The sequence below is a fragment of the Dyella humi genome, from assembly GCF_044904605.1.
Taxonomy (GTDB): Bacteria; Pseudomonadota; Gammaproteobacteria; order Xanthomonadales; family Rhodanobacteraceae; genus Dyella_B; species Dyella_B humi.
In genome coordinates this window covers 745,075-769,832 of sequence record NZ_JADIKI010000022.1, presented here as the reverse complement: position 1 = coordinate 769,832, position 24,758 = coordinate 745,075, and the positions used below count along the sequence as shown (strand labels likewise).

The window sequence follows — 24,758 nt, the reverse complement described above, 5'->3', positions numbered from 1 at the left end:
AGCGCTGATGCCGAGTTTCTTTATCGACCGCCCCATCTTTGCATGGGTGGTCGCCATCCTGATCACCCTGGTCGGCACCATCTCGGTGCTGGGCATGGGTGTGGAGTCCTACCCCAACATCGCGCCGCCGCAAGTCACGGTGACGGCGACCTTCCCCGGCGCCAGTGCGCAGACCATGGAAGACACGGTCACCAAGGTGATCGAGCAGCAGCTCACCGGCGTCGACAACCTGTTGTACTTCAGTTCGGCCTCGAACTCGAACGGCACGTCCACGATCACTCTGAGCTTTGCCACCGGTACCAACGCTGACATCGCGCAGGTGCAGGTGCAGAACAAGGTGTCGCTGGCGCAGCCGCAGTTGCCGGCCGCGGTGACGCAGCAGGGCGTGGTGGTGGCCAAGGCCAACCCGGACTTCCTGATGTTCGTGGGTTTGATTTCCAACAATCCGGAGATCGACTCCAACCGCCTCAGCGACATTGTCGGCTCGCAAGTGATCAACCAGGTTGGACGCATTCCCGGCGTGGGCAGCACCTTCCAGGTGGGCTCCGAGTACGGCATGCGTGTGTGGCTGAACCCGGACAAGATGCAGGGTTACGGCCTTTCCGCCACCCAGGTCGAGAACTCGATCTCTGCCCAGAACGTGCAGTTCGCCGCCGGTTCGCTGGGCGCCGATCCCGCGACCAATGGGCAGAGCTTCACCGCCACGGTGTCGGCCGAGGGCCTGTTCTCCACGCCTGAGCAGTTCGGCAACATCATTCTGCGCGCCAACCCCGACGGCACCGTGGTGCGCATGAAGGACATCGCGCGCATCGAATTCGGTCCGCAAACCTACGGCTTCGTCTCCACCTGGAGCGGCCAACCGGTCGGCGGCTTCGGCGTCCAGCTGCTACCGGGCGCCAACGCGCTAAACGTCGCCGAAACCGTGCGCGCGAAGATGGACGAACTGTCCAAGGACTTCCCGCAGGGTGTCACCTGGTTCGCGCCGTACGACAGCACGCCGTTTGTGCAGGTATCGATCAAGGAAGTGGTGCAGACACTGATCGAGGCGATCATCCTCGTCTTCTTCGTGATGCTGATCTTCCTGCAGAACTTCCGCGCCACGATCATCCCCACCCTGGTGATTCCGGTCGCTCTGCTGGGTACCTTCATCGGCCTGGCGCCGATGGGATTCACCATCAACCAGCTCACCTTGTTCGGCATGGTGCTGGCCATCGGTATCGTGGTGGACGACGCGATCGTGGTGATCGAGAACGTCGAACGCATCATGACCGAGGAGAACCTGCCGCCGAAGGAGGCCACGCGCAAGGCGATGAGCCAGATCACCGGCGCGGTGGTAGCCATCACGGTGGTGCTGGCGGCGGTGTTCGTACCGTCCGCGCTGCAGCCGGGCGCCACGGGCGTGATCTACAAGCAGTTCGCGCTGACCATCGCGGTGTCGATGGGCTTCTCCGCGTTCCTCGCGCTGTCGTTCACGCCTGCGCTGTGCGCCACCATCCTCAAGCCTACGCATGAGGAAAAGAAGAACATCCTCTATCGCTGGTTCAACAACGTCTTCGACCGGGTCACCCACGTCTATCAAGGCCACATCGGCAGCGCGATCCGTCATGCCCCACGCTGGATGATCGTATTCGCTCTGATCGCCATGCTGGCTGGCTTCCTCTATACCAAGCTGCCCACCGGCTTCGTGCCCAGCGAAGACCAGGGCTTCGCACTGGCTATCGTCAGCCTGCCGCCGGGCGCCTCGCTCGAGCGCTCCGAGCAGGTCATGAAGGAAGTCCACGACACGCTTGCAAAGAGCCCGCTGAAAGACGACTACGTAGGCATGTACCAGATCAGCGGCTTCAGCTTCGTCGGCCGCAGCGAGAACGCCGGCATGGTGTTCATCAAGCTCAAGGACTGGAGCGAGCGATCGATCACCGCGGACGACTTCATCCTCAAAGCCAACGGTGTGCTGCATAGCATTCGCGAGGCGCAAATCTTCGTGGTGAACTTGCCGACGATCCGCGGCCTCAGCCAGTTCGGCGGCCTCGATATGTATCTGCAGGCACGCAACGGCCAGTCGCGTGGCGAGCTTGCGCAAGCAATGGGCATGTTGCTGGGCAAGGCTTCGAAGAGCCCAACACTATTCGGCACCCGCCCGAACCTCCTGCCGGATGCGCCGCTGTACAACCTTACCGTCGACCGTGTGCAGGCGGGCGCACTGGGACTGTCGGTGAGTGACGTGTATACAGCCATCCAGCTGATGCTAGCGCCGGTCTACATCAACAACTTCATCTACGAAGACCGCGTGAAGCGCGTGATGGTGCAGGCCGATGCGCCGTATCGCATGGATACGGATTCACTCAGCCACATCTATACGCCCAGCACACTGAGCACCAGTACCACGTCGACGACTTCGTCGAGCAGCACCAGTTCGCCCTACGGTCCGTACAGCATGATTCCGCTGTCCAGCGTGGTGCACTCCACCTGGAGCATGGCTGCACCCTCGCTCACGCGCTACAACGGCTACCCGGCTATCGAAATCGTGGGCGATGCGAACAAGGGCTACTCCACCGGCCAAGCCATGGGGACCCTGCAGGACATCGTGAATAACGACCTGCCCAAGGGCTTCGGCGCGGACTGGACCGGTCAGTCGTATCAGGAATTGCTGGCCGGCAACTCGGCCACGCTGCTGATGATGCTGTCGATCGTGATCGTGTTCCTGTGCTTGTCGGCCTTGTATGAAAGCTGGTCGATTCCGGTAGCCGTGCTGCTGGTGGTGCCGCTGGGCCTGTTGGGCATGGTCGTGCTGTCCATGTTGCGCGGCTTCCCGAACGACATGTACTTCAAGATCGGCATGGTGACGGTGATTGGCCTGGCCGCAAAGAACGCGATCCTGATCGTGGAATTTGCGGTGGAGCAGCAGGCCGAAGGCCAGACGCTGTTCGACGCCGTGGTCACCGCGGCTCGCCTGCGACTGCGCCCCATCCTGATGACCTCGATGGCCTTCATCCTCGGCGTGCTGCCGCTGGTGACGTCCACCGGCGCAGGTGCCAACTCCCGCCACGAAATCGGTACCGGCGTGATCGGCGGCATGTTGTTCGCCACCTTCCTCGGTCTGCTGCTGATTCCGGTGTTCTACGTGAGCGTGCGCCGCATGCTTGGCGACAAGATGGACGAAGCCACGCATAAATTGGCTCGCCATGATCACCAGCAGCCGCTCGATCCGGACACGAATCGCGGGCATTGAGGCGGAAGCTGAAGCGTCAACAAAAAAAGCCCCGGCACTGCCGGGGCTTTTTTTTGCAAACCCACTTCCTCTGAAGACAAGCAGGTTGTCATGCCCGCATTGCATGAAAGGTGTTGCAACGTCACAGTGCGGCGCATACACATCGATCCATCTACGAGGACTCTTGCTGATAATCCGTAGGGCATCGCCGACTTTCTTCTTGCTCGTCGTAGCGCTATAAGCCATAGCGATCTCGATCCTACTGCGTACCTTCCATGGATGAATTGAACGAGCTGTACCAGAAAGTGCTGCTGGTTGTAGTGGGCGTTCTGTTAAGTTGCGCGCTTGCTGGCTGTACCAAGAAGAAGGACCTGAGTGCACCGCCGCTCAATCCACATCCGAAAGAAGCAGTGCATATTCACGTATCGTTCGACAATCCGGACGATGCCAAGCTTTATCGGCTATCGATGGATGGGCTGTATCAGAACCAGCAGGAAGAATGCGGCTATATCGCTTCGTGGTGGGTGGGCAACTTTGTTTATCCCAGCGGGCAATTTGATATCCCCAATGAAAGCAGTGATCCGAAGTACGGGGATTTCACCATCTATCTGGATCGGTACAACCGCGAGACCTGCAACTGGGAGTTTTCTTCATTTGGCATTGAGGTCACCCATATAAGCACAAGGTGGGCGGCATCCACCGCCTTTGGGCGTGAATCGATAGCTCCAGGTAACGAATTCAAGACGGTGTGCACATTCGTAAGCGCCGACCCCAACATGTGCTGGGATCAACCGCGGCCTGATCCGCCGAAGCTTTTCCACAAGGTACCTCTTACGCTACGCGTATCGCAGGACTCAGCACTCTTGCATCCGCGCTTACCAGGGTTTTTCGATCATTTCCTGGAACCCATGCATCCGGCGGATGCATCTAGCACGAATTCGCAGAACTAGCATTTATTGAGAAGTCAGAAATCAGGACAAGGAGACACCTATGCCACTATCGCATGAGCAGTACGCCTTTCTTTCGAGCAAAATCTACGATCCAATCGTAGCCGGTAGTCGCATCGAGAGCGATACTCACGAATACCGGGTCCGCTACGTTTCACCGCCATCCGGCAGCGGCTATCGCGGTGCCGTGGTGCAGGATCTCGCCACCGGCCAACTGATCGTCACCAACAAAGGTACCGATCCTCTCGACATTCACGATATTCAAACCGATCTAGGCATGGGCACGCTGGGCTTACCGGCGCAATGGCCCGAAGCCTCCGCCACTCTGCGCTGGACCATGAATTACGCGCACCAGAATGGCATTCCCCTCTCGAACATCAGCGTCACCGGCCACTCATTGGGCGGCACGCTCGCCCAACTGCAAGCCGCTGCGGTGGATGTACACGCCGAAACCTTCAACGCCTACGGCGCAGCCAGCATGGCCCAGCGCTTAGGGTTGGATGTGGAAGCCGCGCAGGAGCGGGTGGTGAACCATCGCATGTATCACGATCCCGTCTCAGCCATCACCAAGCCGATCGGCCGCACCGTGGAATACATGGACTACGCCGATTATCAGCGTCATCAGCACCATATCCCGTCACCGCTTGGCGAAGCGGGCGCTGTATTCGGTGCGCACGGCATCGCCAATTTCTGGGACAAAATGCATAACCGCGCGGCTCCTGTGCTCACGCACAACTACATGATGGACTGGCAACATGAGCAACACCGCGCACTGGAGCAGCTACCGCCCGGCATGCCACCGGACATGAGCCTGGACAGGCTGCTGCAACAAGCCTCAACGGACTCGCACCAGCCCAGACCATTGGCCGCCAATAGGAGTGTAGATGAAATCTTCGACCATCTTTGCAACGCCATGCAGGGAGATGACCGGCAATTCATGCAGGCGTTGACGCAAGTGGGTCAGACGGATTACGTCCAGGAATTTTATGCTCAGGTGGCGGAGCGGGTGACTATGGAAGATCGGCAAATCGGACTGCAGACCCAGCTTGAACAGACACAGCAACAATTACAACAACAACTGACACAAACCCATACCAAGGTACTAGGCCTTTGATGATCCTACGAGGAGATAAGGTGAGCACATGGATGAGAGGACGAAATTGGTTCAAGCCGCCGGGATCATGGAGCGCATGGCTCGACTCAATCAAGAGCTTAGCCAAAGCAACCTACGCGCAGCCGACCTGCTGGAACGCACGGCAAACGCAACGCCGAGTATTTTGCAAAATGCGGCACAGCAAACATTGGGGCAATTTACGAGCGACATTGCGAAGGCGGTGCATAACGGATTGAATCAGCCGCTGGGCGATTTCAATCGACACGTAACCGATAGCGTCAACCACATCAACAGCATCACGCATGGGATGATGCAATCGCAGGAACAGATGACTGCCATTATCCGCAAATTGCGGTGGCTAGTGATTGGCGTGTTGGCGACGATGTTGCTGGCGATAGTGGCTGGCAGCAGTTTGTTTTGGCATTACCGTAATGTGATCGCCGACAACCAAATCGAGGCCGATTTGATGCGTGCCTATAACCAGGCCGATGTACGCCTCTGCGATGGGCGGCTCTGCGCGCGCGTCGATCGAGCCGATAAGCGTTACGGCGACTACGTTATCGTCAAACCGCGGCCGGAGTAAATTGCGATCCCATTAATGGGATCCACTACTGCCGTCACTCGGCCAGAAACGCATTCTGGCCGCTCTGTAATTAAGCATTTGCATAAAACCGTGTCGATAGCAACGTACTCCTCGCTATCACGCAGCGCACACTATAAAGGAAAGCGCGGCATAGCCATGCCGCGCCTTATTAGAGCCCGCACTTATTTAGCGCAAACCCGTTTCCGCACGCGCAATCACCAGTCGCTGGATCTCGCTGGTACCTTCATAGATCTCGGTAATCTTCGCATCGCGGAAATAGCGTTCCAGCGGCATCTCTTTCGAATAGCCCATGCCGCCGTGAATCTGCACCGCCTGATGCGTGATCCACATCGCCGCTTCGGAAGCGACGAGCTTGGCGATGGAAGCTTCGGTGCCGAAACGTCCGCCGTTCTTCTCCGTCTGGCCCTTCGTCCAGGCCGCGCGCAGCGTAAGCAGCGTGGCCGCGTCGAGCTTGCACTTCATGTCGGCGATCTTCGCCTGCGTCATCTGGAACGTGCCGATGGGATGGCCGAACGCCTTGCGATCGCGCGACCACTGCAGCGTGGCTTCATACGCGGCGCGCGCGATGCCCACCGCCTGCGAAGCGATACCGATGCGGCCCGCGTCGAGCACGCCCATCGCAATCGAAAAGCCCTTGCCTTCCTCGCCCAGCAGATCTTCCTTCGGGCACACGTATTCGTTGAATTCGATCTCGCAGGTGGCCGATGCGCGGATGCCGAGCTTGGGTTCGGTCTTGCCAGCATGGAAACCATGGCGCTGCGTGTCGATGACGAACGCGGACACGCCCTTGGCACCGATGCCCGGCGTGGTGATCGCGAACAGCACGATGTATCGCGCCACCGGGCCGGAAGTGATCCAGCTCTTCTTGCCGTTGATTACCCAATCGCCGTCGGCATTCTTCGATGCGCGCGTGTGCATGGCCGAAGCATCCGAACCCGATTGCGGTTCCGTCAGCGCATAAGCACCGATCGCCTCGCCTTGCGCGATCGCGCGCACGTACTTCTGCTTCTGCGCTTCCGTACCGTGCTTGAGGATGCCGTTGCAGAACAGCGAATTGTTCACCGACATGATGGTGGAGGTAGCCGCATCTGCCGCCGCAATCTCGATCATCGCCAGCACATACGCAACCGGGTCCATCCCCGCGCCGCCGTATTCGTGCGGCACTTCGATACCCATCAAGCCCAACTGTCCCATCTCGCGGATGTTGTCCAGCGGGAACTCACCCTTGGCATCGAGTTCGGCCGCTACCGGCACGATGCGCTTTTGCGCGAAATCGCGAGCGATGGACTGGATGGACAACTGGTCTTCGGTGAAACGGAAATCCATGGGGGCTCCGGGTAAAACAGTATGGGGAAGCCGGCCATTTTAGCGGCATGGGCCGCGCGGCCCTTGTGCAGCCGCAGCAAACCCTTGACGCCCCAGGCAACCACGCCTACCCTACCCATCTCTCTATCGCGATATAAGGATGCACGATGGATCTGGCGACCGCCTCCAGCGTGTTGCGCCTGTTGGCCGATCCCACTCGCGTGCGGCTGCTGGCCTTGCTCGAGCGGGAGGAGCTGACTGTGGCCGAGCTGGCTTCAGTGCTGCATCTGGCGCAACCGCGTGTATCCACCCATCTGGCTAAATTGAAAGAAGCCGAGCTCGTGCGCGATCGCCGTGCCGGCGTTTCGGCCTATTACCGCGCCAATAGCGAGGGCGATGAACGCCAACACGCCTTGATCCGCTCGCTGCGCGAAAGCATTGACGACGCGCTGCTGCGTGAAGACGCAGCGCGCCTACCCGGCGTTTTGGCGCAGCGCGCGCGCGAACAAGGCTGGGCCGATACCGTGGCCGGCGATATGGAGCGCCACTACTCGCCCGGCCGCACCTGGGAAACACTCACGCGCTCGCTGTTGCAACTGGTGGAAACCGGTAACGTGCTGGATATCGCATCCGGCGATGGCGTTACCGCCGAGCTGCTTGCACCGCACGCGCGCTCGATCGTGTGCGTGGATGCCAGCGAGCGCGTGGCTGAAGCCGCCGCCAAGCGACTCGCATCGTTCAGCAACGTGGAAGTGCGTCGCGGCGACATGCATGCATTGACGTTCGAAGCCAATCATTTCGATCTGGTGCTGATGCTGCACGCGCTTACCTATTCCGAGCATCCGGCCAAAGCCGTCGCCGAAGCGGCGCGCGTGTTGCGGCCTGGCGGGAAATTGCTGGCCGTGACGTTAGGCAAACACGATCACCCCGCGGTGGTGGAACCGTTCGATCACCGCAACCTCGGCTTCAATCCGAACGATCTCACCAAGCTCGTCACTCAAGCCAAGCTTGAGGTGATGAGCTGCAATCGCCTGAGCCGTGAGCGCAAGGCGCCGCATTTTGAAGTGATCAGTCTGTTGGCGCGTAAGCTGTAAGGAGAACCCACATGAGCACCCTACCCTGGCGTCACCCGGAACGCGTCGCTGCACTCGAAGCCGCCCTGCACGAACGCATACTGATTCTCGACGGCGGCATGGGCACCATGCTGCAAGGTCATCAGCTGGATGAAACCGGTTTTCGCGGTGACCGCTTCGCGCAAGGCCATGACAGCCAGCATGCGCATGATCATCCCGGCAGTTGCGATCTAAAAGGCAACAACGACCTGCTCACGCTCACCAAACCGGACATCATCCGTGGCGTGCACGAAGCGTATCTGGAAGCCGGTGCCGACCTGGTCGAAACCAACACCTTCAACTCCACGCGCATCAGCCAGGCCGACTACCACCTGGAACATCTCGCCTACGAGTTGAATCGCGAAGGTGCCAAGCTCGCACGCGCCGCCTGTGATACGTACACCGCGAAAAATCCGGCCAAGCCGCGTTTCGCGATCGGCATCCTCGGCCCCACCAGCCGCACGGCCTCGCTGTCGCCGGATGTCAACGATCCAGGTTTCCGCAACGTCACCTTCGAAGAACTGGTCGACAATTACACCGAAGCGGCCAGCGGCCTGCTCGATGGCGACGCCGACCTCATCATGGTGGAAACCATCTTCGACACGCTCAACGCCAAGGCTGCACTATTCGCGCTGAGCGAACTGTTCCGCGCGCGCGGCAGCCGCGTGCCGGTGATGATTTCCGGCACCATCACCGACCGTTCCGGCCGCACGTTATCGGGCCAGACGGCCGAAGCGTTCTATTACTCGGTCAAGCACATTCGTCCGCTTTCCGTCGGCTTGAACTGCGCGCTTGGCGCGGCAGATCTGCGACCGCACATCCAGACGCTTGCCAACATCGCCGATAGCTACGTGAGCACGCATCCGAATGCGGGCCTGCCCAATGCGTTCGGCGAGTACGACGAAACGCCGGTGCAGATGGCGTCGGTGATTGACGGATTTGCGCGTGATGGCTTGTTGAATCTGGTTGGCGGTTGTTGCGGAACAACGCCGGCGCATATCAAAGCGATTGCGGAGGCGGTGAGCAAGTATGCGCCGCGGAAGCTTTCGGTTGAAATCGAAGAGGCTGCATGAACACCACTAAACACTGCGAACTCAAGCCCCTCTCCCTCCGAGAGAGGGATTGGGGTGAGGGTGCGACCGAAGCGCAGTATTGAAGCTTCAGGTCGAACGTCACCATTGCACTCCGCACGAACCCTCACCCGCCTCTCGGCACCCTCTCCCGAAGGGAGAGGGGCTCACTAAGGCAAGACACACAAGCCCATGAGTTCTATCCGCCACACCCGCCTCTCTGGCCTCGAACCTCTGGTCATCACACCAGACCTGCTGTTCGTCAACATCGGCGAGCGCACCAACGTCACCGGCTCGGCACAGTTCAAGAAACTGATCAAGGAAGATCGCTACGAAGAAGCCGTCGAGGTCGCGCGCCAACAAGTGGCGAACGGCGCGCAGATCATCGACGTAAACATGGACGAAGGACTGATCGATTCAGAAGCGGCGATGACACGCTTCATCAATCTTATCGCTGCCGAACCCGATATCGCGCGCGTACCAGTGATGGTCGACTCCTCCAAGTGGACCGTGATCGAAGCCGGCCTGCGCTGCCTGCAGGGCAAGGGTGTGGTCAACTCCATCTCCATGAAAGAAGGCGAAGAGGCCTTCCTCGAACACGCGCGCAAGGTGCTCGAATACGGCGCCGCCGTGGTGGTGATGGCGTTCGACGAACAAGGTCAGGCGGATACCTGCGAACGCAAAGTGGAAATCTGCTCGCGTGCCTACAAGCTGCTCACGGAGGAGCTGGACTTCCCGCCGGAAGACATCATCTTCGACCCTAACATTTTCGCCATCGGCACCGGCATCGAGGAACACAACAATTACGCGGTGGATTTCATCGAAGCCACGCGTGAACTGAAAAAGCGTTTTCCGCTCAGCCACATTTCCGGCGGTGTCTCCAACGTCTCGTTCTCGTTCCGCGGCAACAACACCGTGCGCGAGGCGATCCACTCGGTGTTCCTGTATCACGCCATCAAGGCCGGCATGGACATGGGTATCGTCAACGCGGGTGCGTTGATGATCTACGACGATGTGCCAGAAGAACTGCGCGAACGCGTGGAAGACGTGGTACTCAATCGCCGTCCCGACTCGACTGAGCGTCTGCTGGAAATCGCCGATCGCTACAAGGCGAAGAAAGGCGAAGCCGTTGTCGAAAATCTGGCCTGGCGCGAGAAACCCGTGCAAGAACGCCTCGCACACGCGCTGGTGCATGGCATCGATCAATTCGTCGACGACGATACCGAGCAAGCACGCCAGCTGTCCACGCGTCCGCTCGATGTGATCGAAGGCCCGCTGATGGACGGCATGAACATCGTCGGCGACTTGTTCGGCGCCGGCAAAATGTTCCTGCCGCAAGTGGTGAAATCCGCACGCGTGATGAAGAAAGCGGTGGCTTATCTGCTGCCTTATATCGAAGAAGAAAAACTGCGCACCGGCGACGTCGGCAAGAACAACGGCACCATCGTGATGGCCACGGTGAAAGGCGACGTGCACGACATCGGCAAGAACATCGTAGGCGTGGTACTCCGCTGCAACAATTTCGAGGTGATCGATCTCGGGGTGATGGTGCCCGCGCAAAAGATTCTGGACACCGCGCGTGAACACAATGCCGACTTGATCGGCCTGTCCGGCCTTATCACGCCGTCGCTGGAAGAAATGAGCCAGGTCGCGCGCGAGATGCAGCGGCAGGATTTCCACATTCCGCTATTGATCGGCGGCGCCACCACGTCGCGCGCGCATACGGCGCTGAAGATCGAGCCGCATTACAAATCACCCACGGTGTGGGTGAAAGATGCCTCGCGCGCGGTCGGCGTAGCGCAATCACTGGTCAGCAAGGAATTGATCGACAACTTCATGGCGAAGATCCGTGCTGAATACGCGGATATCCGCGAACGCCATAAACAGCGCGGCTCGGCCAAAACGCTGGTACCGCTGGAACACGCGCGCAAACAACGCTTTACCTGCGACTGGGCCAACTACACGCCGCCGCAACCGAACCAACCCGGCGTCACCGTGTTCGACAATTACGACTTGGCCGAGCTACGTACCTATATCGACTGGACACCCTTCTTCCAGGCGTGGGAACTGGCCGGCCGCTATCCCGCCATCCTTGATGATGAGATCGTCGGCAAACAGGCGCGCGAGTTGCTCGCCGATGCGCAGGCGATGCTGGACAAGATCATCGCCGAGCGCTGGCTGACGGCACGTGCGGTGATCGGTTTCTGGCCCGCGTGTGGCGTGGGCGATGATGTCGAGATCACCCGCGATGGCGCTGGCGTTGTGCGCCTTCATCATTTGCGTCAACAAGCCGAAAAACCCGTCGAGCGCCCCGACTTCTGCCTCGCCGATTTCATCGCACCGAAAGAAGCGGGCAAACCGGACTGGATCGGTGGCTTCGCCGTCACCGCAGGCATCGGCATCGACGAACACGTGGCGCGCTTCGAGGCGGGGCATGACGATTACTCTGCCATCCTGCTCAAAGCCCTTGCCGACCGACTCGCCGAAGCCTTCGCCGAACGCATGCACGAACGTGTGCGGCGCGAATTCTGGGGCTATCAGCCCGACGAAACGCTGGACAACGATGCGCTGATTAACGAGCAATACCGAGGTATCCGCCCCGCTCCCGGCTACCCCGCCTGCCCGGATCACACCGAAAAAACTGCACTGTTCGAACTGCTCGATGCCACACGCAACGCCGGCATCCAGTTAACAGAGGGTTTCGCGATGTATCCCACAGCGGCCGTTTCCGGCTGGTATTTCTCGCACCCCGGCAGCCAGTACTTCGTTGTAGGTCGCATCACCCGCGAGCAGGTGGAGGATTACGCCAAGCGCAAAGGCTGGACGCGCGAGCAAGCCGAACGCTGGCTCGCTCCCAATCTCGATTACGACCCGGAGTAGTTAGTAGGCTGGGATGCCAATCCCAGCTTTTTCCTGATGCTGGGATTGGCATCCCAGCCTACGCGCCATGTGGTTCGCGGTCATACCTTCCCACCCACCTCATCCCCTCCGTGCTGCCGCAAATGCGTCACTAGGTTGTATACCGACACGAACACCGGGAAGAAATTGGAAAGGATGCCCACCGAATCGTTCTTGCCGAACACGAAGTACGCCAGCAGCAGCGCGCTGCCCGTCACCGACATCCACCAGAACGACAGTGGCATCACCACACGCTTGTACTTGCGTGTGTAGTAAAGCTGCACGAACCAGCGACCAGTGAACATCAACGTGCCCAGGTAGCCAACGACCTTCCACGGCGTCACGTGAAAGTGCTGCAGAGATTGCAGGATGTGGGAAAGATCGAAGTGCATGGGTCGGCCGCTTGGCGAGGGGGAACGGGCCATTTTAGCCGTCCCGCGGCTGCAGCCCATGAAAAGCAACGCGGCCCCCTGCCGGAGGTTGACGTTCCGCCCCCCGATCCGTATAGTTTCGCGTTCCCGGCGGGCGGTTAGCTCAGCGGTAGAGCACTGCCTTCACACGGCAGGTGTCACAAGTTCGATCCTTGTACCGCCCACCACTTATTCCGAAAGAAAAGCCACCCTCCCAGGTGGCTTTTTTTACGTCCTCATGGCGCCTTTTCAAGCAGAGCAATCGTCAGGCCATTCCGCAGACGCAGGCTCTCCGCCAGATCGCCCCGGAACACGTGCTGGCCAAGGTGCCCAAGGTTGGAGTGCATGTCGGCATAAACCTTGCCACCAATATCCCGCCAGCGGCGGCAGAAGGCGTAATCCTCGGAAAGGTAACGGCGGGTATCCGGGTCCACCATGCAATCGAAGAACAGCCAGTAATAAGGCTGCTCCGGATTGCCGAGCGGGCCGTCCGGCACGTAGTTGAGTTCCGGATAGTGCTGCATCAGCCTGGGAAACACCTGACGCTTGATCACCATGAAACCGGTTGGCGCTTCTGATACCTCAACGAAGCCATCGGGCGTGACGAACTTATCCAGCCGCTCGGCGCCGTGACCGACTGCGTTGAACGGATAGTCCGTATACAGCGCTTCGAAAGCCTCTTGCGTAGTACCCGCGGGCACGCCTTGCTGCGGCCAGTTGAACCGCTTGATCGGATAAACGCCGGCGGCCACGTCGTAATCGGAAAGCAACAAGCGGATCGCCGCCGAAGGCTCGAACGCAAGATCCGCGTCGATCCAGAACAGATGCGTGTATTCCTCATGCGTGAGGAAGAACTTTACGATCTCGTTCCTTCCTCGCGTCACCAGGCTTTCGGCGCGCATATGCAGAGCGGAGCGCAAACCCAGCCGCATGCATTCGTGCGTCAGCTGGAACATGCTGGTGACGTAATTCATGGAAACGGCCGACACGTAGCATGGTGTGGCCCACAGCACGTTCATGGATCCTAGTGCCGAAACGTCGAGCATGGTTTCCCCGCAAAATCTTGGATATTCGCTAAGCCGTCATTCCGGCGAAGACCGGAATGACGATAAGGCAAGCCTGAGCTTCCCTTCAACCAAGTCAACGCAACGTATACCCCGCCAGGCGCCACACATGGTCGTCATCCAGATGGAACGACACCAGTTCGCGCACAGGTTCCTTTTCGTTCTTGAAGTGGGTGGCGAACGCCACGTTGGCGAACAATCCCACCGGAATCCGCTTGCCGTCGGACTGGCTGAAAGAGAGCGAAGCTACGCTGCGTGTCACCACGGAGCCTACTTTCTCGCGATCCGTTCCAATCGCTTTGACAAAAGCATCGCGATTCACGATTTGCTTGGCGACGGGGGAAGCGCCGTCCCACACCTGGGCGGTCTGGTTCTTGTCCACCAGTTCGGCCACCTGCACGGCGGCTTGTTCGATCTGCTGGTTCCTCTGTGCATACGCTTCGGGCGTCGGCTGCTGGGTCGTGGGGGATTGGGCGAATGCCGCGGAAGTTGCGGCAGCCAGAGCGATGATCGCGAGACGTTTGAGAAACATAACCATTGACCTTCGATTTGCTGGAACGTGTTTCAAGCCATAAACCCCATGGCTGTCATTTCCGCAAAAGGGGGAATGACAGCCATGAGATTACTTCACCTGCACCACCACGCGCCGGTTCGGCGCAAGGCATGCAATCAAATCGCGGCGCGCACGCTCGGAACACTGCACCACCGGCTCCGACTTTCCACGCCCTTCCGCATGCATCATGCTCGCCGGCACGCCGTGTTCGGCCAGATACTGCATCACCGTATCCGCACGCCGCTGCGATAGCGGCTGGTTGTACGCATCGCCACCCAGGCGATCGGTATAACCCAGCACCTCGATATGCGTGATGCGATCCTTTTCATCGACGAGTTTGCCCGCAAGTTGATCGAGCTGCGCACGACCACCATCGGTGATATCCGCCGCCGACCAACGATCGAACGCGAACAACGCATCCGCCGACAGCGTGGTTTCTTCCACCGGCGCCTTCGTTTCGACCACCGTCGCGGGTGCCGGCGGATTCATGTAGCGCGAGCACGCCTCGGGCTTCCAATAGAAGCTGCGCGCCAACTTGCTCTCGTCGAACAGGATCTTGAACTGACACACCGTGACCTGTTCGCTCTGCGCATCGCGAAAGTTGAACACGTAGTTCCACTCGCGCACGCCCCACACGCCTTCCTCGAAATGCGGGTAACCGATCAGTTCCGAAATCTGCTGCTTGTTCATGCCTTCGTGCAGCGCCTTCAGATTTGGAATCGTCGGGAACGTGCCGCCCTTGTGCATCGGCGTCACGCTGTCCGGCGCTGGCCACACCAGCTGTTCTGCGTGCGAACCATCCTTGGCGACGCCGTGGCTGACGGTGGCGCATCCCGTCAACAACAACAGGCACGCTAACAGCAGTACGGCCAGCGACACGATCAGCTGGTCCAGCGTCTTCGTTTCCGGAATCGTTGCCGACTGCGCAACAGCGGCTTCAGAACGTTTCATCGTCATGACCTTGCCTCCCTTCACCACATCACCGCCGCACCGACCGCCACGCCCGCATCGCCGCGCGTGTCGTCAGTGAGGTTGAGCTTGTAGACCCAGCGTCCGCTTTCTGACACGGTGGATACACCCACCGCGATGCCGGCTTCGCCATGGAACGAACCCATTGCCACGGCCGCACCACTCTGGTTCGGCTGATACGCCTGGGGCAAACCCGCCATCGCCATCGCCGAAGCAACACCTGCGTTCGCGCGGTTGGCCACTGCGTTGACGTTCTGATTCAGGTTCTGCAGACGCTGGTCGGTGTAATTCTTCGCCCAGTTTTCCGCGGTTTGGATACCTGCATTCACCTGGCCAACGTTGGCCGCATCGGTGGTCGCAGTGCCGGCAGCCACGTTGTGGATCTGCGCCGGCGTACCGCTTTGACCTACGGTGACGCTGCTGTAGTTGACGCTGCCGTCGCTGTTCTTGTCGTACTGCACGGAACCGGCTTGCGAAGCCTGCAACTGGCCGACGTTCACCGCATCGGTAGTGGCCGTACCCGCTGCTACGTTGGTGATCTGCCGCTGATCCGTGGACGAACCCACCGACACCACGTTCGAGCGGCCATCGTCAGTGGAGCCGGCACCCAGCGCTACCGAGTTGTTGCCGCTCGACGTGGAGCCATTGCCGATAGCCGTGCTGTTGTTGCCGGAAGCCGTCGACGAAGGCCCTTCCGCTACCGCATTGGTACCTGTCGCCGAGGATGCGTTGCCGGTGGAATCCACCGAGTAATACTTGGTGGAACCGCCGCTGGTGATATTGCTAACGGTGTTGTCGAGATTGTTGATCGCCGTGGTATTCGCATTCACCTGCTGATTGGTCGCATACAGCTCCGAACCGTTGATGGCATCGGTGCTGGTGGCGCTCACCTGCCCGGCCGCCACGTTGGTGATGGTGCGTTCCTTGCCCGCGCTGCCCACGCTCACCGTGCTCGTCGGCGTCGAGCCCGCTACCGTATACGTGTTCCCGCCTACCGTAACGCTGCTCGTGCCTTTTACTGCCGAAGTGGTGGAGCCGGCGCCAAGCGCCACGTCACCCGCGTTCGCACTGGCCGTGGCGCCGTTGCCAATCGACACCGCATTCGTGGTGCTCGCCGTGGATACCGGACCAATCGCCACGCTGTTCGTGCCGGTCGGGCTGGAATCGGCCAGCGTCGAATTGGCGTGGAAATACTTGATGCCGGTGCCGCCCGTGGTGATGTTGCTGATCGCCTGGTTGGTGGCATATAGCTCCGAACCGTTCACCGCATCCGTGCTGCTCTGGCTGATGCGGCCGGCCGCCACGTTGGTGATGGTGCGCTCGTTGCCGACGCTGCCCACACTTACGGTGCTGGTGGGATTGGTGCCGGCGAAGTTGTAGGTCACGCCGTTGATGGTCGTGCTGGGTGTTGCCACCACCGTCGTCGTCACTGAGTTTGCACCCAATGCCACATCGCCCGCTTGTCCACTGGCACTTGCACCGGAACCCAGCGCCACGTCGGTCGGATTAACGGTGGTGCTCTTCGTACCGATCGATATGGCGTCGATGCCGCTCGCCGTAGCGGCGGAGCCCAATGCGATCGAATCCTGCAGATTCGAAACCGCGTTATCACCGATCGCCACACCACCAGGTGCGTTCTGCTGCACCAACGCACCGTTGCCCATACCGATGCCGTTATCACCGTTCACGATGGTATTAGGACCCACTGCGATCGAATTAACGCCTCCAGGCAACGAATCGGTCTCTGTGGAGTTCGCATGGAAGTACTTGGTGGCGGAGGTGGACAACGTACTCAACGCACCGGTCAACTGCCGCACTGTAACGGCATCGTTCGAGGCCGTACCATCCGCGACATTGGTGATCTGGCGATACGTGGTGGAACTGCCCACCGACACCGCACCAAGCAAGGTGCGATCGGTGGTGTTGTACTGAATGATCGTGCCGCCGATGGTGCCGCTGGCCGGTGTGAGCGAACGGTCGGAAACCGATTGCGAACCCAGCGCCACGCTGTCGGTGATGATCGCCTGCGTGTTGGTGCCCAGCGCGGTGGCATTGGTCACCGTGGCCGATGCACCTACGCCCGCCGCCATCGAGTTCGTGCCGGTGGCGCCGTTGTTGGCGTAGTTCGCCTGCTGCGTACCGCCATCATTGACGCTGTAGTAATGCGTCAGGCCGGTCGTCACCGTAGTGCTCAAACTGTCGATCGCCTGGTTCGTCCTATACAGCTCCGAACCATTGATCGCATCCGTGCTGGTGGCGCTGACCTGCCCGGCTGCCACATTAGTAACGGTGCGTTCGTTGCCGGCGCTGCCAACGCTCACCGTGCTGGTAGGTGTGGTGCCGGCGAAGGTGTAATTCGTACCGGCGATCGTGTCGCCGGTGGTCGGCACCACGGTCGACGTGACGGAGCCCGAGCCTAGTGCCACATCGCCCGTGTTCGAGCTCGCCGTTGCGCCATTGCCGATCGATACCGCATTCGTCGTGCCGGCCGTCGACACCGGGCCGATCGCCACGCTGTTCGTGCCGATCGGATTGGAATCGGCCAGCGTGGAATTGGCGTGGAAATACTTGATGCCACCGCCGCTGTTGACCGAATTGTTGATCTGGTTCAACACGTTCTGGACCGAGCCGTACGTGTTGCCGCCGTAGCTCAGGTTGGTGGTCACCGCACCGGTGGTGCTGTTGTACGTGCTGCCGCCGCCCAGGCTAGAGGCCACGCTGTTGCCCAGGTTGGTTACCTGGCCACCCACCGTATTGATCGCGCTGTTGGTGGCGTAGAGCTGGCTGCCATTCACCGCATCGGTGCTCGCTGCACTTACCTGCCCAGCCGCCACGTTGGTGACCTGGCGCGGCGCGGCCGCAGTGCCCACGCTCACCACGCCGCCCGGATTGGTGCCGGCGTAGCTATACGTGGTGCCATCGATGCTGCCACTGGCCGTGGGCACGGCGGCGGTGGTTACCGTGGAGCCTTGGCCAAGCGCGACGTTGGAACCGGTCATGCCGCTGGCGATGCTCGCGCCTTGCCCGAGTACAGTGGAATTGGCCACGCCGTTATCGGTGGATTGATTGCCGACCACCGTCGAATTAGCGCCGCTGGCCGTGGCGCCAAAACCGCCCGCCGATGCATTCGAACCTGACGACACCGGTTGCGTAGCCGTCACCGAGTTGTTCGATACGAACGGGCCGGCGGAGCCATTCGTGAGATTGCTGATGGCCGTCGTGTTGGCCGTCACCTGCTGATTGGTCGCGTACAGTTCCGAACCGTTGATGGCATCCGTGCTGGTGCCACTGATGCGACCCGCCGCCACGTTGGTGATGGTGCGCTCGCTGCCCGCCGCGCCCACGCTAACTGTGCTGGTGGGATTCGTGCCTTGGAACGTGTAGTTGGTGCCACCGATGGTGGTGCCGCTGGTCGGCACCACAGTCGACGTGATGGAGCCCGAGCCCAGCGCCACGTCGCCCGCTTGCGTATTCGCGGTTGCGCCGGCACCCAGTGCGATCGCATTGGTCTTGCCGGCCGTAGCAGTGTTGCCAAACGCCAACGCACTCGCTGCCGTGGCGGTAGAGGCATTGCCCAGTGCAACCGCACCCAGACCCGTCGCATTGTTGCTGTTGCCGAGTGCGACCGCGCCCTGACCGTTCGCCGTGTTGTTCGCACCCACGCCTACCGCGCCGTTGCCATTGACGTTGTTCGGATCACCGATCGCCACCGCACCATTGCCGTTGGCGGTTTGCTGATTGCCGATGGCCACCGCGCCCGTGCCGCCCAGCACTTGCGACTGGTAACCCATCGCCACCGCACCCGTTCCTGCGGCTGCAGCCACCGTATTGCTGTCGCCCATCGCCACGGTCGAAGCCGCGAGTGCTTTGGAGGCATTACCCATGGCCGTGGCATTCGCACCCGTGGCCGAGGCGTTCACGCCTGCTGCCAACGCATTGCTGCCGGTTGCACCACCGTTGTTGTAATTGGTATCGGTACCCGGTGAGGTGCTGTTGACGCTGTAATCGTGCGTTTGCGTTGCGGTGATCTGCGTGGACAGCGTATTAGCGACGCTGTACAGCTCGGAACCGTTGATCGCATCCGTGCTGGCCGAACTGACGCGCCCCGCCGCCACGTTGGTGAGTGTGCGCGGCGATGTATTGGAACCCACGCTTACCGTGCTCGTCGCGTTGGTGCCGGCAAAGCCCGAATACGTCAGGCCATTCACTGTGGCGCTGGGGGTATTCACCACGGTCGAGGTGGTGGCACCCGAGCCTAGCGCCACGTCGCCTGCTTGTGCGCTCGCCGTTGCGCCTGCACCCAGCGCGATCGCGTTGGTCTTGCTGGCCGTGGCTGTATCGCCGAACGCCAGCGTACTTGCCCCCGTGGCGTTGCTGGCATTGCCCAGCGCTACGGCACCCTGCCCATTGGCGATGTCGCTGTTGCCGATCGCCACAGCACCCGCGCCACCCTGCACTTGTGACTGGCTGCCCACTGCGACCGAGCCGGTTCCCGCACCCGCGGCCACCGTGCTGCCGTCGCCCATAGCCACGGTCGAAGCCGCGAGTGCTTTGGAAGCATTACCCACAGCCGTGGCATTCGCAGCCGTTGCCGAGGCACTCACGCCTGCCGCCAATGCATTGCTGCCGGTGGCGCCGGCGTTGCCATAGTTCGTATCCGTGCCGGTCGACGTACTGTTGACGCTGTAATCGTGCGTCTGTCCCGCTGTGATGTTCGATTGCAGCGTGTTCGCAACGCTGTACAGCTCCGAACCGTTGATCGCATCCGTACTCGCCGAACCGATACGGCCCGCCGCCACATTGGTGATCGTGCGCGGCGAGGTACCGGAACCCACGCTCAGCGTGCTCGTCGCATTCGTACCAGCAAAGCCCGAATACGTCACGCTATTCACGGTGGCGCTGGTGGTGTTCACCACTGTTGCAGTGACCGAGCCCGAACCCAGCGCCACATCACCCGTTTGTGCACTCGCCGCTGCACCTGCGCCCAACGCGATCGCGTTGGCTTGACTGGCTGTAGCGGTATCGCCGAACGCCAGTGCGCTCGCAGCGGTCGCGCTGGAGGCATTGCCCACCGCCACCGCGCCCTGCCCCGTAGCATTGTTGGTGTTACCGAGCGCGACAGCACCTTGGCCGTTCGCGGTGTTGTTCGCACCGACGCCCACCGCGCCAGTACCACTGACGGTGTTCGGATCGCCGATCGCCACCGCACCATTGCCGTTCGCGGTCTGGCTTTCACCAATCGCAACCGCACCAGTACCGGCCAGCACTTTCGAATTGTGTCCGCCCGCGAACGAGCCCGTGCCCGAACCCGCCACCACACTATTGCTGTCGCCCAAGGCCACGGTCGATGCCGCAAGCGCTTTGGACGCATTACCCACAGCCGTGGCATTCACAGCCGTGGCCGAGGCACTCACGCCCGCCGCCAACGCATTGCTACCGGTCGCACCGGCATTGCCGTAGTTCGTATCCGTGCCGGTCGACGTGCTGTTGACGCTGTAATCGTGCGTCTGTCCTGCCGTAATGTTCGATTGCAGCGTGTTTGCAACGCTGTACAACTCCGAACCGTTGATCGCATCCGTACTCGCCGAACCAATGCGGCCCGCAGCCACATTGGTGATCGTGCGCGGCGCAGTGCCGGAACCCACGCTCACCGTGCTCGTCGCGTTCGTACCCGCAAAGCCCGAATACGTCACGCTATTCACGGTGGCGCTGGTGGTGTTCACCACCGTTGCAGTGACCGAGCCCGAACCCAGCGCCACATCGCCCGCCTGCGCACTCGCCGTGGCGCCTGCACCCAGCGCGATTGCATTGGTTTGACTGGCGGTAGCGGTATCGCCAAACGCAAGCGCGCTCGCCGCGGTCGCGTTGGACAAATTGCCAAGCGCTACTGCGCCCTGTCCCGTAGCATTGTTGGTGTTGCCGAGCGCGACAGCACCTTGACCGTTCGCGGTGTTGTTCGCACCCACGCCCACCGCACCAGTGCCACTGACGCTGTTCGGATCGCCGATAGCCACTGCGCCATTGCCGTTCGCGGTCTGGCTTTCGCCAAGTGCCACCGCACCGGTGCCACCAAGCACTTGCGAGTTGTGTCCGCCGGCGATCGAGCCGGTACCCGATGTACTAGCAACGGTGTTGGTATCCCCGATCGCCACTGTGGAAACCGCTAATGCTTGCGAGCTGTTGCCAATCGCAGTCGCATTGTTCGCTAGCGCATTGGCCTTATATCCCATGGCGACGGCGCCTGTCGTGGCCGTGGCACGCGCGGTGGGGCCCACTGCCGTGTCATAGCTGCCCTGCGTATTGGCGCCCCAGCCGATCGATGTCGATTGCGCGCCATTGGCAATGGCAGCAGCGCCCACGGCGAGCGAATTAAAGCCGTTGGATACCGAGTTGACACCTAGCGCGGTCGCCCACTGCGTAGCTGCGTTGGCGTTGATACCCAATGCGGTCGCCCCAAGGCCGTTGGCGATGGTTGCCGCGCCCACTGCGATGGAAGAGGTGCCGCTCGCGTTCGAGCTGGGTCCTATCGCGATATCATTGGCACCGGCACTCGATGCATTGTTGCCAAGCGCGATCGCACTGGCGGCACTGGCGTTGGATTGATAACCCACCGCTACTGAGGCCACTCCCGAAGCCGCAGCTTGTATACCCGCTGCCAGCGCCGCGTTAGCTGTCGCGCCATTGTTGCTGTAGTTCGCCTGCTGCGTGCCGCCATCATTATTGCTGAAGTAATGAATCGATCCACTGGCGATCGCCGACGACAGCGCCTGGTTGGTGGCATACAACTCCGAGCCATTGATCGCATCCGTGCTGCTGCCGCTGATGCGGCCCGCCGCCACATTGGTAATCGTGCGCGGCGCCGTGCCCGATCCCACGCTCACCGTGCTGGTCGCATTGGTGCCGGCAAACGTATAGGCCGTACCGCCAAGCGTGACGCCACTGGTGTTCACCACCGTTGCCGTGGCGGAGCCTGCGCCCAGCGCCACGTCGCCCGCTTGCGCAGCGGCCGTAGCGCCGGCGCCCAAAGCGATTGCATTGGTTTGGCTGGCTGTAGCGGTATCGCCGAATGCGAGCGCGCTCGCCGCGGTAGCGTTGGAGCCATTGCCAAGCGCCACTGCGCCCTGACCAGTCGCATTGTTGGTGTTGCCAATGGCTACGGCACCATTGCCGTTGGCGGTGTTGTTCGCACCTTCCGCCACGGCGCCATTACCGGTGGCTGTGTTCGGATCACCGATCGCCACTGCACCATTGCCAGACGCGGATTGTTGCTGACCGATCGCCACCGCGCCGGTGCCGGAATGGACCGTCGATGCATTGCCCATCGCTACCGAGCCGGCGCCGGCGGCGGCCAATACGGACGCCGAATTGCCGATCGCAACGCTCGATGCTGCCAAGGCCGTGGAGCCACCGCCTCCGGCAAACGCATTACCGCCCGTCGCCTGTGCGTTATATCCAACCGCCGTATCGTTGGTGATCGTGGCAGAGCCCGAAACACCGGCCACTGCGTTAGGCCCAATCGCCAAATCTTGGGTGTTGTACGCAAACGCACGGTCGCCGATGGCCACCGACACAGTGCCTAGCGCATTAGCAGACGCGGAGGGCAGACTGTTGGCGCCGATGGCGAGCGCGCCGGTGCCCGACGCCGTGGCGGACGCGCCAAGTGCGGTGGCATACGTTCCGCTGGCCGTTGCGCGGTAACCAACAGCTGTCGCATTGGCGTTGCTCGCAACGGTCGCGTTGCCCAATGCGATGGCGCTACCGGCTGACGCCGTTGCGGTCGTGCCCATGGCAATGGCATCGGTATTAGCTCCCGTCTGAGCCGAATCACCGAGGGCGATGGACGAGGCGCCACCTGCATTCGCGCCGGCCCCCATCGCAATTGCACGAATGCCTGACGCCGCGGCGCCTGACACCGCAGCGGGGGTCGATGCACCACCTTCCGCGACGGAATCGGCCCCACCCAACGCTATCGCGTTTGCGCCGCTGGCGTTGGAACCGTTCATTATGCCAAGCGCGCTCACGCCGCTTGCGAGGGCTCCCGCCCCCAACGCCACCGCATTCTGCGCCGAGGCGCTGGCCACCGTCCCCGCTGCCAGCGAAGAGGGGCCAGAGGAAGTCACATCCGTGCCAATGGCAACCGCCCCCGCCGCGGTCGCGCCCGTGCCAGCGGTGGTACGCGCACCCAGATACACAGCGTTGAGACCGCTGGCGATGGATTGAAAGCCGACAGCGATAGCATGCGTCCCGGAGCTGTTGGCTATGTAACCTACCGATACACCTGCGGCGCCGCTCCCCACGGTTTCGAAACCAATGGCGGTCGCATAGTCGGCGTTAGAGACGACGTCAGTGCCAATGGCAATGGACGATTGCCCGGTCGAGCCGGCGCCTACAGCGGTGCGCGAGCCCAGATAAATGGCGTTTAGATTGGACGCAATAGAGCCAGAGCCGACGGCTATACCATTCTGTCCTGCGCTATTGGCTGTCGCCCCTACCGCGACTGCACCTGCTCCGGCAGCGTTGGCGCTCGAACCTAGCGCAGTGGCGTCGGATCCCGCGTTTGCTACGTAACCGATGGCGGTGCCATAGTCACCGGTAGATGTGACGTCAGTGCCAATACCGATGGCATTGGAACCGGAAGCTGTTACGTCGGTACCAATGCCGATGGCGCCCGCTGACGTCGCTCCCGTACCTGCAGCGCTGCGCGCGCCCACATAAATGGCGTTGATGCTGCTGGCATAGGCTTGAAAGCCAACGGCTACAGCGTTCTGTCCCGCTCCATAGGATGCATATCCCACCGCGGTCACACCCAATACGGCGGCATTCGCAGTAGAGCCCAGCGCCGTCGCGCCGGTGCCGCTGGCGGTAGCCCCGTAGCCCATGCACGAAGCGGTGCTGTTGTAGGCGTTGTAAGGCGCCGCGGTGCAATTCACCGATTGCGCACTAGCCCAATCCGCCCAGCCCAGCGCTATCAGTGCAGTCAGAACGCCTGCGCTGAGACGGCTCGGAGAGAAACGCTGAGATCCGTCGCGCCGATCGACCACGTTGCTGCGACGGCACCCTGCCAACTCCGAAGCCACGACAACCTGCCCCAAGGCATGGTTCCAGACTTTGCTGTAGATCCTATTCATGGCACCTCCGAAAACCGTTTCCATGGGCGCTTGAAGCAGCCCGATCCTTTTGCGCGAACCACGCGCCACGTCGAACAAGCAATCCCCAGCAAGCAAAAGATCCTGAGGCGTCTCGGGGGGTGGAGTCTGTTTGCTTGCCGCCGGCGTCGATTCGCCAACACATGCCGTCCTGGCATGCGGGAAAACATCGGGCCGGCATCCAACGCACGACCTTGCCGGCGACGGCATGGTCGTGGTGAGTTGGCATTCGCGTTTCGCAACGCAATCCACTGACGCGTTGCTCACCCTGCACATGCATTGAATCGATCTACAATGCAAAGCGATGCGCAAATTCGGAGGAAGATGTGCGCAAAGTCGGTCAGTGATATGCAAATTC

At 61.0% G+C, this 24,758-nt stretch carries 13 protein-coding genes and 1 tRNA gene; 8 read left to right on the top strand and 6 right to left on the bottom strand.

Annotated elements, in window-relative coordinates:
- Positions 1 to 7 precede the first annotated feature (7 nt).
- The 4 genes from ISP18_RS08410 (at position 8) to ISP18_RS08395 (ending at position 5,852) form a co-directional block, all read left to right on the top strand.
- Positions 8 to 3,229, top strand: a complete 3,222-nt coding sequence (locus tag ISP18_RS08410) for a multidrug efflux RND transporter permease subunit (protein WP_380009398.1) — start codon at positions 8 to 10, stop codon at positions 3,227 to 3,229.
- 254 nt (positions 3,230 to 3,483) lie between these two features.
- A complete protein-coding gene (locus tag ISP18_RS08405) occupies positions 3,484 to 4,158 on the top strand; it encodes a hypothetical protein (protein ID WP_380009395.1) in 675 nt (224 codons plus the stop codon).
- Positions 4,159 to 4,198: 40 nt separating this feature from the next.
- Entirely contained in the window at positions 4,199 to 5,269 is a 1,071-nt protein-coding gene (locus ISP18_RS08400; RefSeq protein ID WP_380009392.1) for an alpha/beta hydrolase family protein, read from the top strand.
- Positions 5,270 to 5,297: 28 nt separating this feature from the next.
- Positions 5,298 to 5,852: a hypothetical protein gene (locus ISP18_RS08395; RefSeq protein WP_380009389.1), complete on the top strand. Its 555-nt coding sequence runs from the start codon at positions 5,298 to 5,300 to the stop codon at positions 5,850 to 5,852.
- Positions 5,853 to 6,038: 186 nt separating this feature from the next.
- Here ISP18_RS08395 and ISP18_RS08390 read toward each other — a convergent pair whose 3' ends face one another.
- Positions 6,039 to 7,199 carry an acyl-CoA dehydrogenase family protein gene (locus ISP18_RS08390; RefSeq protein ID WP_380009386.1) on the bottom strand — a complete coding sequence of 387 codons (1,161 nt, stop codon included), beginning with the start codon at positions 7,197 to 7,199 and terminating at the stop codon, positions 6,039 to 6,041.
- 146 nt (positions 7,200 to 7,345) lie between these two features.
- Here ISP18_RS08390 and ISP18_RS08385 point away from each other — a divergent pair, with 146 nt between their 5' ends.
- The 3 genes from ISP18_RS08385 to metH all read left to right on the top strand — a co-directional run bounded on the left by ISP18_RS08385 (position 7,346) and on the right by metH (position 12,240).
- Positions 7,346 to 8,272, top strand: a complete 927-nt coding sequence (locus tag ISP18_RS08385) for an ArsR/SmtB family transcription factor (RefSeq protein WP_380009383.1) — start codon at positions 7,346 to 7,348, stop codon at positions 8,270 to 8,272.
- A gap of 11 nt (positions 8,273 to 8,283) precedes the next feature.
- Entirely contained in the window at positions 8,284 to 9,363 is a 1,080-nt protein-coding gene (locus ISP18_RS08380) for a homocysteine S-methyltransferase family protein (RefSeq protein WP_380009380.1), read from the top strand.
- 189 nt (positions 9,364 to 9,552) lie between these two features.
- Positions 9,553 to 12,240, top strand: a complete 2,688-nt coding sequence (gene metH / locus ISP18_RS08375) for a methionine synthase (RefSeq protein ID WP_380009377.1) — start codon at positions 9,553 to 9,555, stop codon at positions 12,238 to 12,240.
- An 80-nt stretch (positions 12,241 to 12,320) separates the two neighbouring features.
- Here metH and ISP18_RS08370 read toward each other — a convergent pair whose 3' ends face one another.
- Entirely contained in the window at positions 12,321 to 12,650 is a 330-nt protein-coding gene (locus ISP18_RS08370) for a lipid-A-disaccharide synthase N-terminal domain-containing protein (protein ID WP_380009374.1), read from the bottom strand.
- A gap of 131 nt (positions 12,651 to 12,781) precedes the next feature.
- Here ISP18_RS08370 and ISP18_RS08365 point away from each other — a divergent pair.
- Positions 12,782 to 12,856: transfer RNA gene (locus ISP18_RS08365), tRNA-Val, on the top strand.
- A gap of 48 nt (positions 12,857 to 12,904) precedes the next feature.
- On the opposite strand, the gene ISP18_RS08360 is transcribed toward ISP18_RS08365, so the two are convergent.
- The 4 genes from ISP18_RS08360 to ISP18_RS08345 all read right to left on the bottom strand — a co-directional run bounded on the left by ISP18_RS08360 (position 12,905) and on the right by ISP18_RS08345 (position 24,382).
- Positions 12,905 to 13,687, bottom strand: coding sequence for a hypothetical protein (locus ISP18_RS08360; RefSeq protein WP_380009371.1), 783 nt, complete (start codon positions 13,685 to 13,687; stop codon positions 12,905 to 12,907).
- Positions 13,688 to 13,808: 121 nt separating this feature from the next.
- Positions 13,809 to 14,264, bottom strand: coding sequence for a DUF4019 domain-containing protein (locus ISP18_RS08355; protein ID WP_380009368.1), 456 nt, complete (start codon positions 14,262 to 14,264; stop codon positions 13,809 to 13,811).
- 90 nt (positions 14,265 to 14,354) lie between these two features.
- Complete coding sequence (locus tag ISP18_RS08350) at positions 14,355 to 15,242, bottom strand: OmpA family protein (protein WP_380009365.1); 888 nt, start codon at positions 15,240 to 15,242, stop codon at positions 14,355 to 14,357.
- A gap of 14 nt (positions 15,243 to 15,256) precedes the next feature.
- The gene (locus tag ISP18_RS08345) at positions 15,257 to 24,382 is read right to left on the bottom strand and encodes an ESPR-type extended signal peptide-containing protein (RefSeq protein ID WP_380009362.1); all 9,126 of its coding nucleotides are present in this window, start codon (positions 24,380 to 24,382) and stop codon (positions 15,257 to 15,259) included.
- Between the last annotated feature and the right edge of the window lie 376 nt (positions 24,383 to 24,758).

What these genes read in the sequence shown, in the direction of transcription:
- ISP18_RS08410 (WP_380009398.1), top strand. Translation starts at nt 8, where the DNA reads ATGCCGAGTTTCTTTATCGACCGCCCCATCTTTGCATGGGTGGTCGCC.
- ISP18_RS08405 (WP_380009395.1), top strand. Translation starts at nt 3,484, where the DNA reads ATGGATGAATTGAACGAGCTGTACCAGAAAGTGCTGCTGGTTGTAGTG.
- ISP18_RS08400 (WP_380009392.1), top strand. Translation starts at nt 4,199, where the DNA reads ATGCCACTATCGCATGAGCAGTACGCCTTTCTTTCGAGCAAAATCTAC.
- ISP18_RS08395 (WP_380009389.1), top strand. Translation starts at nt 5,298, where the DNA reads ATGGATGAGAGGACGAAATTGGTTCAAGCCGCCGGGATCATGGAGCGC.
- ISP18_RS08390 (WP_380009386.1), bottom strand. Translation starts at nt 7,199, where the DNA reads ATGGATTTCCGTTTCACCGAAGACCAGTTGTCCATCCAGTCCATCGCT.
- ISP18_RS08385 (WP_380009383.1), top strand. Translation starts at nt 7,346, where the DNA reads ATGGATCTGGCGACCGCCTCCAGCGTGTTGCGCCTGTTGGCCGATCCC.
- ISP18_RS08380 (WP_380009380.1), top strand. Translation starts at nt 8,284, where the DNA reads ATGAGCACCCTACCCTGGCGTCACCCGGAACGCGTCGCTGCACTCGAA.
- metH (WP_380009377.1), top strand. Translation starts at nt 9,553, where the DNA reads ATGAGTTCTATCCGCCACACCCGCCTCTCTGGCCTCGAACCTCTGGTC.
- ISP18_RS08370 (WP_380009374.1), bottom strand. Translation starts at nt 12,650, where the DNA reads ATGCACTTCGATCTTTCCCACATCCTGCAATCTCTGCAGCACTTTCAC.
- ISP18_RS08360 (WP_380009371.1), bottom strand. Translation starts at nt 13,687, where the DNA reads ATGAACGTGCTGTGGGCCACACCATGCTACGTGTCGGCCGTTTCCATG.
- ISP18_RS08355 (WP_380009368.1), bottom strand. Translation starts at nt 14,264, where the DNA reads ATGTTTCTCAAACGTCTCGCGATCATCGCTCTGGCTGCCGCAACTTCC.
- ISP18_RS08350 (WP_380009365.1), bottom strand. Translation starts at nt 15,242, where the DNA reads ATGACGATGAAACGTTCTGAAGCCGCTGTTGCGCAGTCGGCAACGATT.
- ISP18_RS08345 (WP_380009362.1), bottom strand. Translation starts at nt 24,382, where the DNA reads ATGAATAGGATCTACAGCAAAGTCTGGAACCATGCCTTGGGGCAGGTT.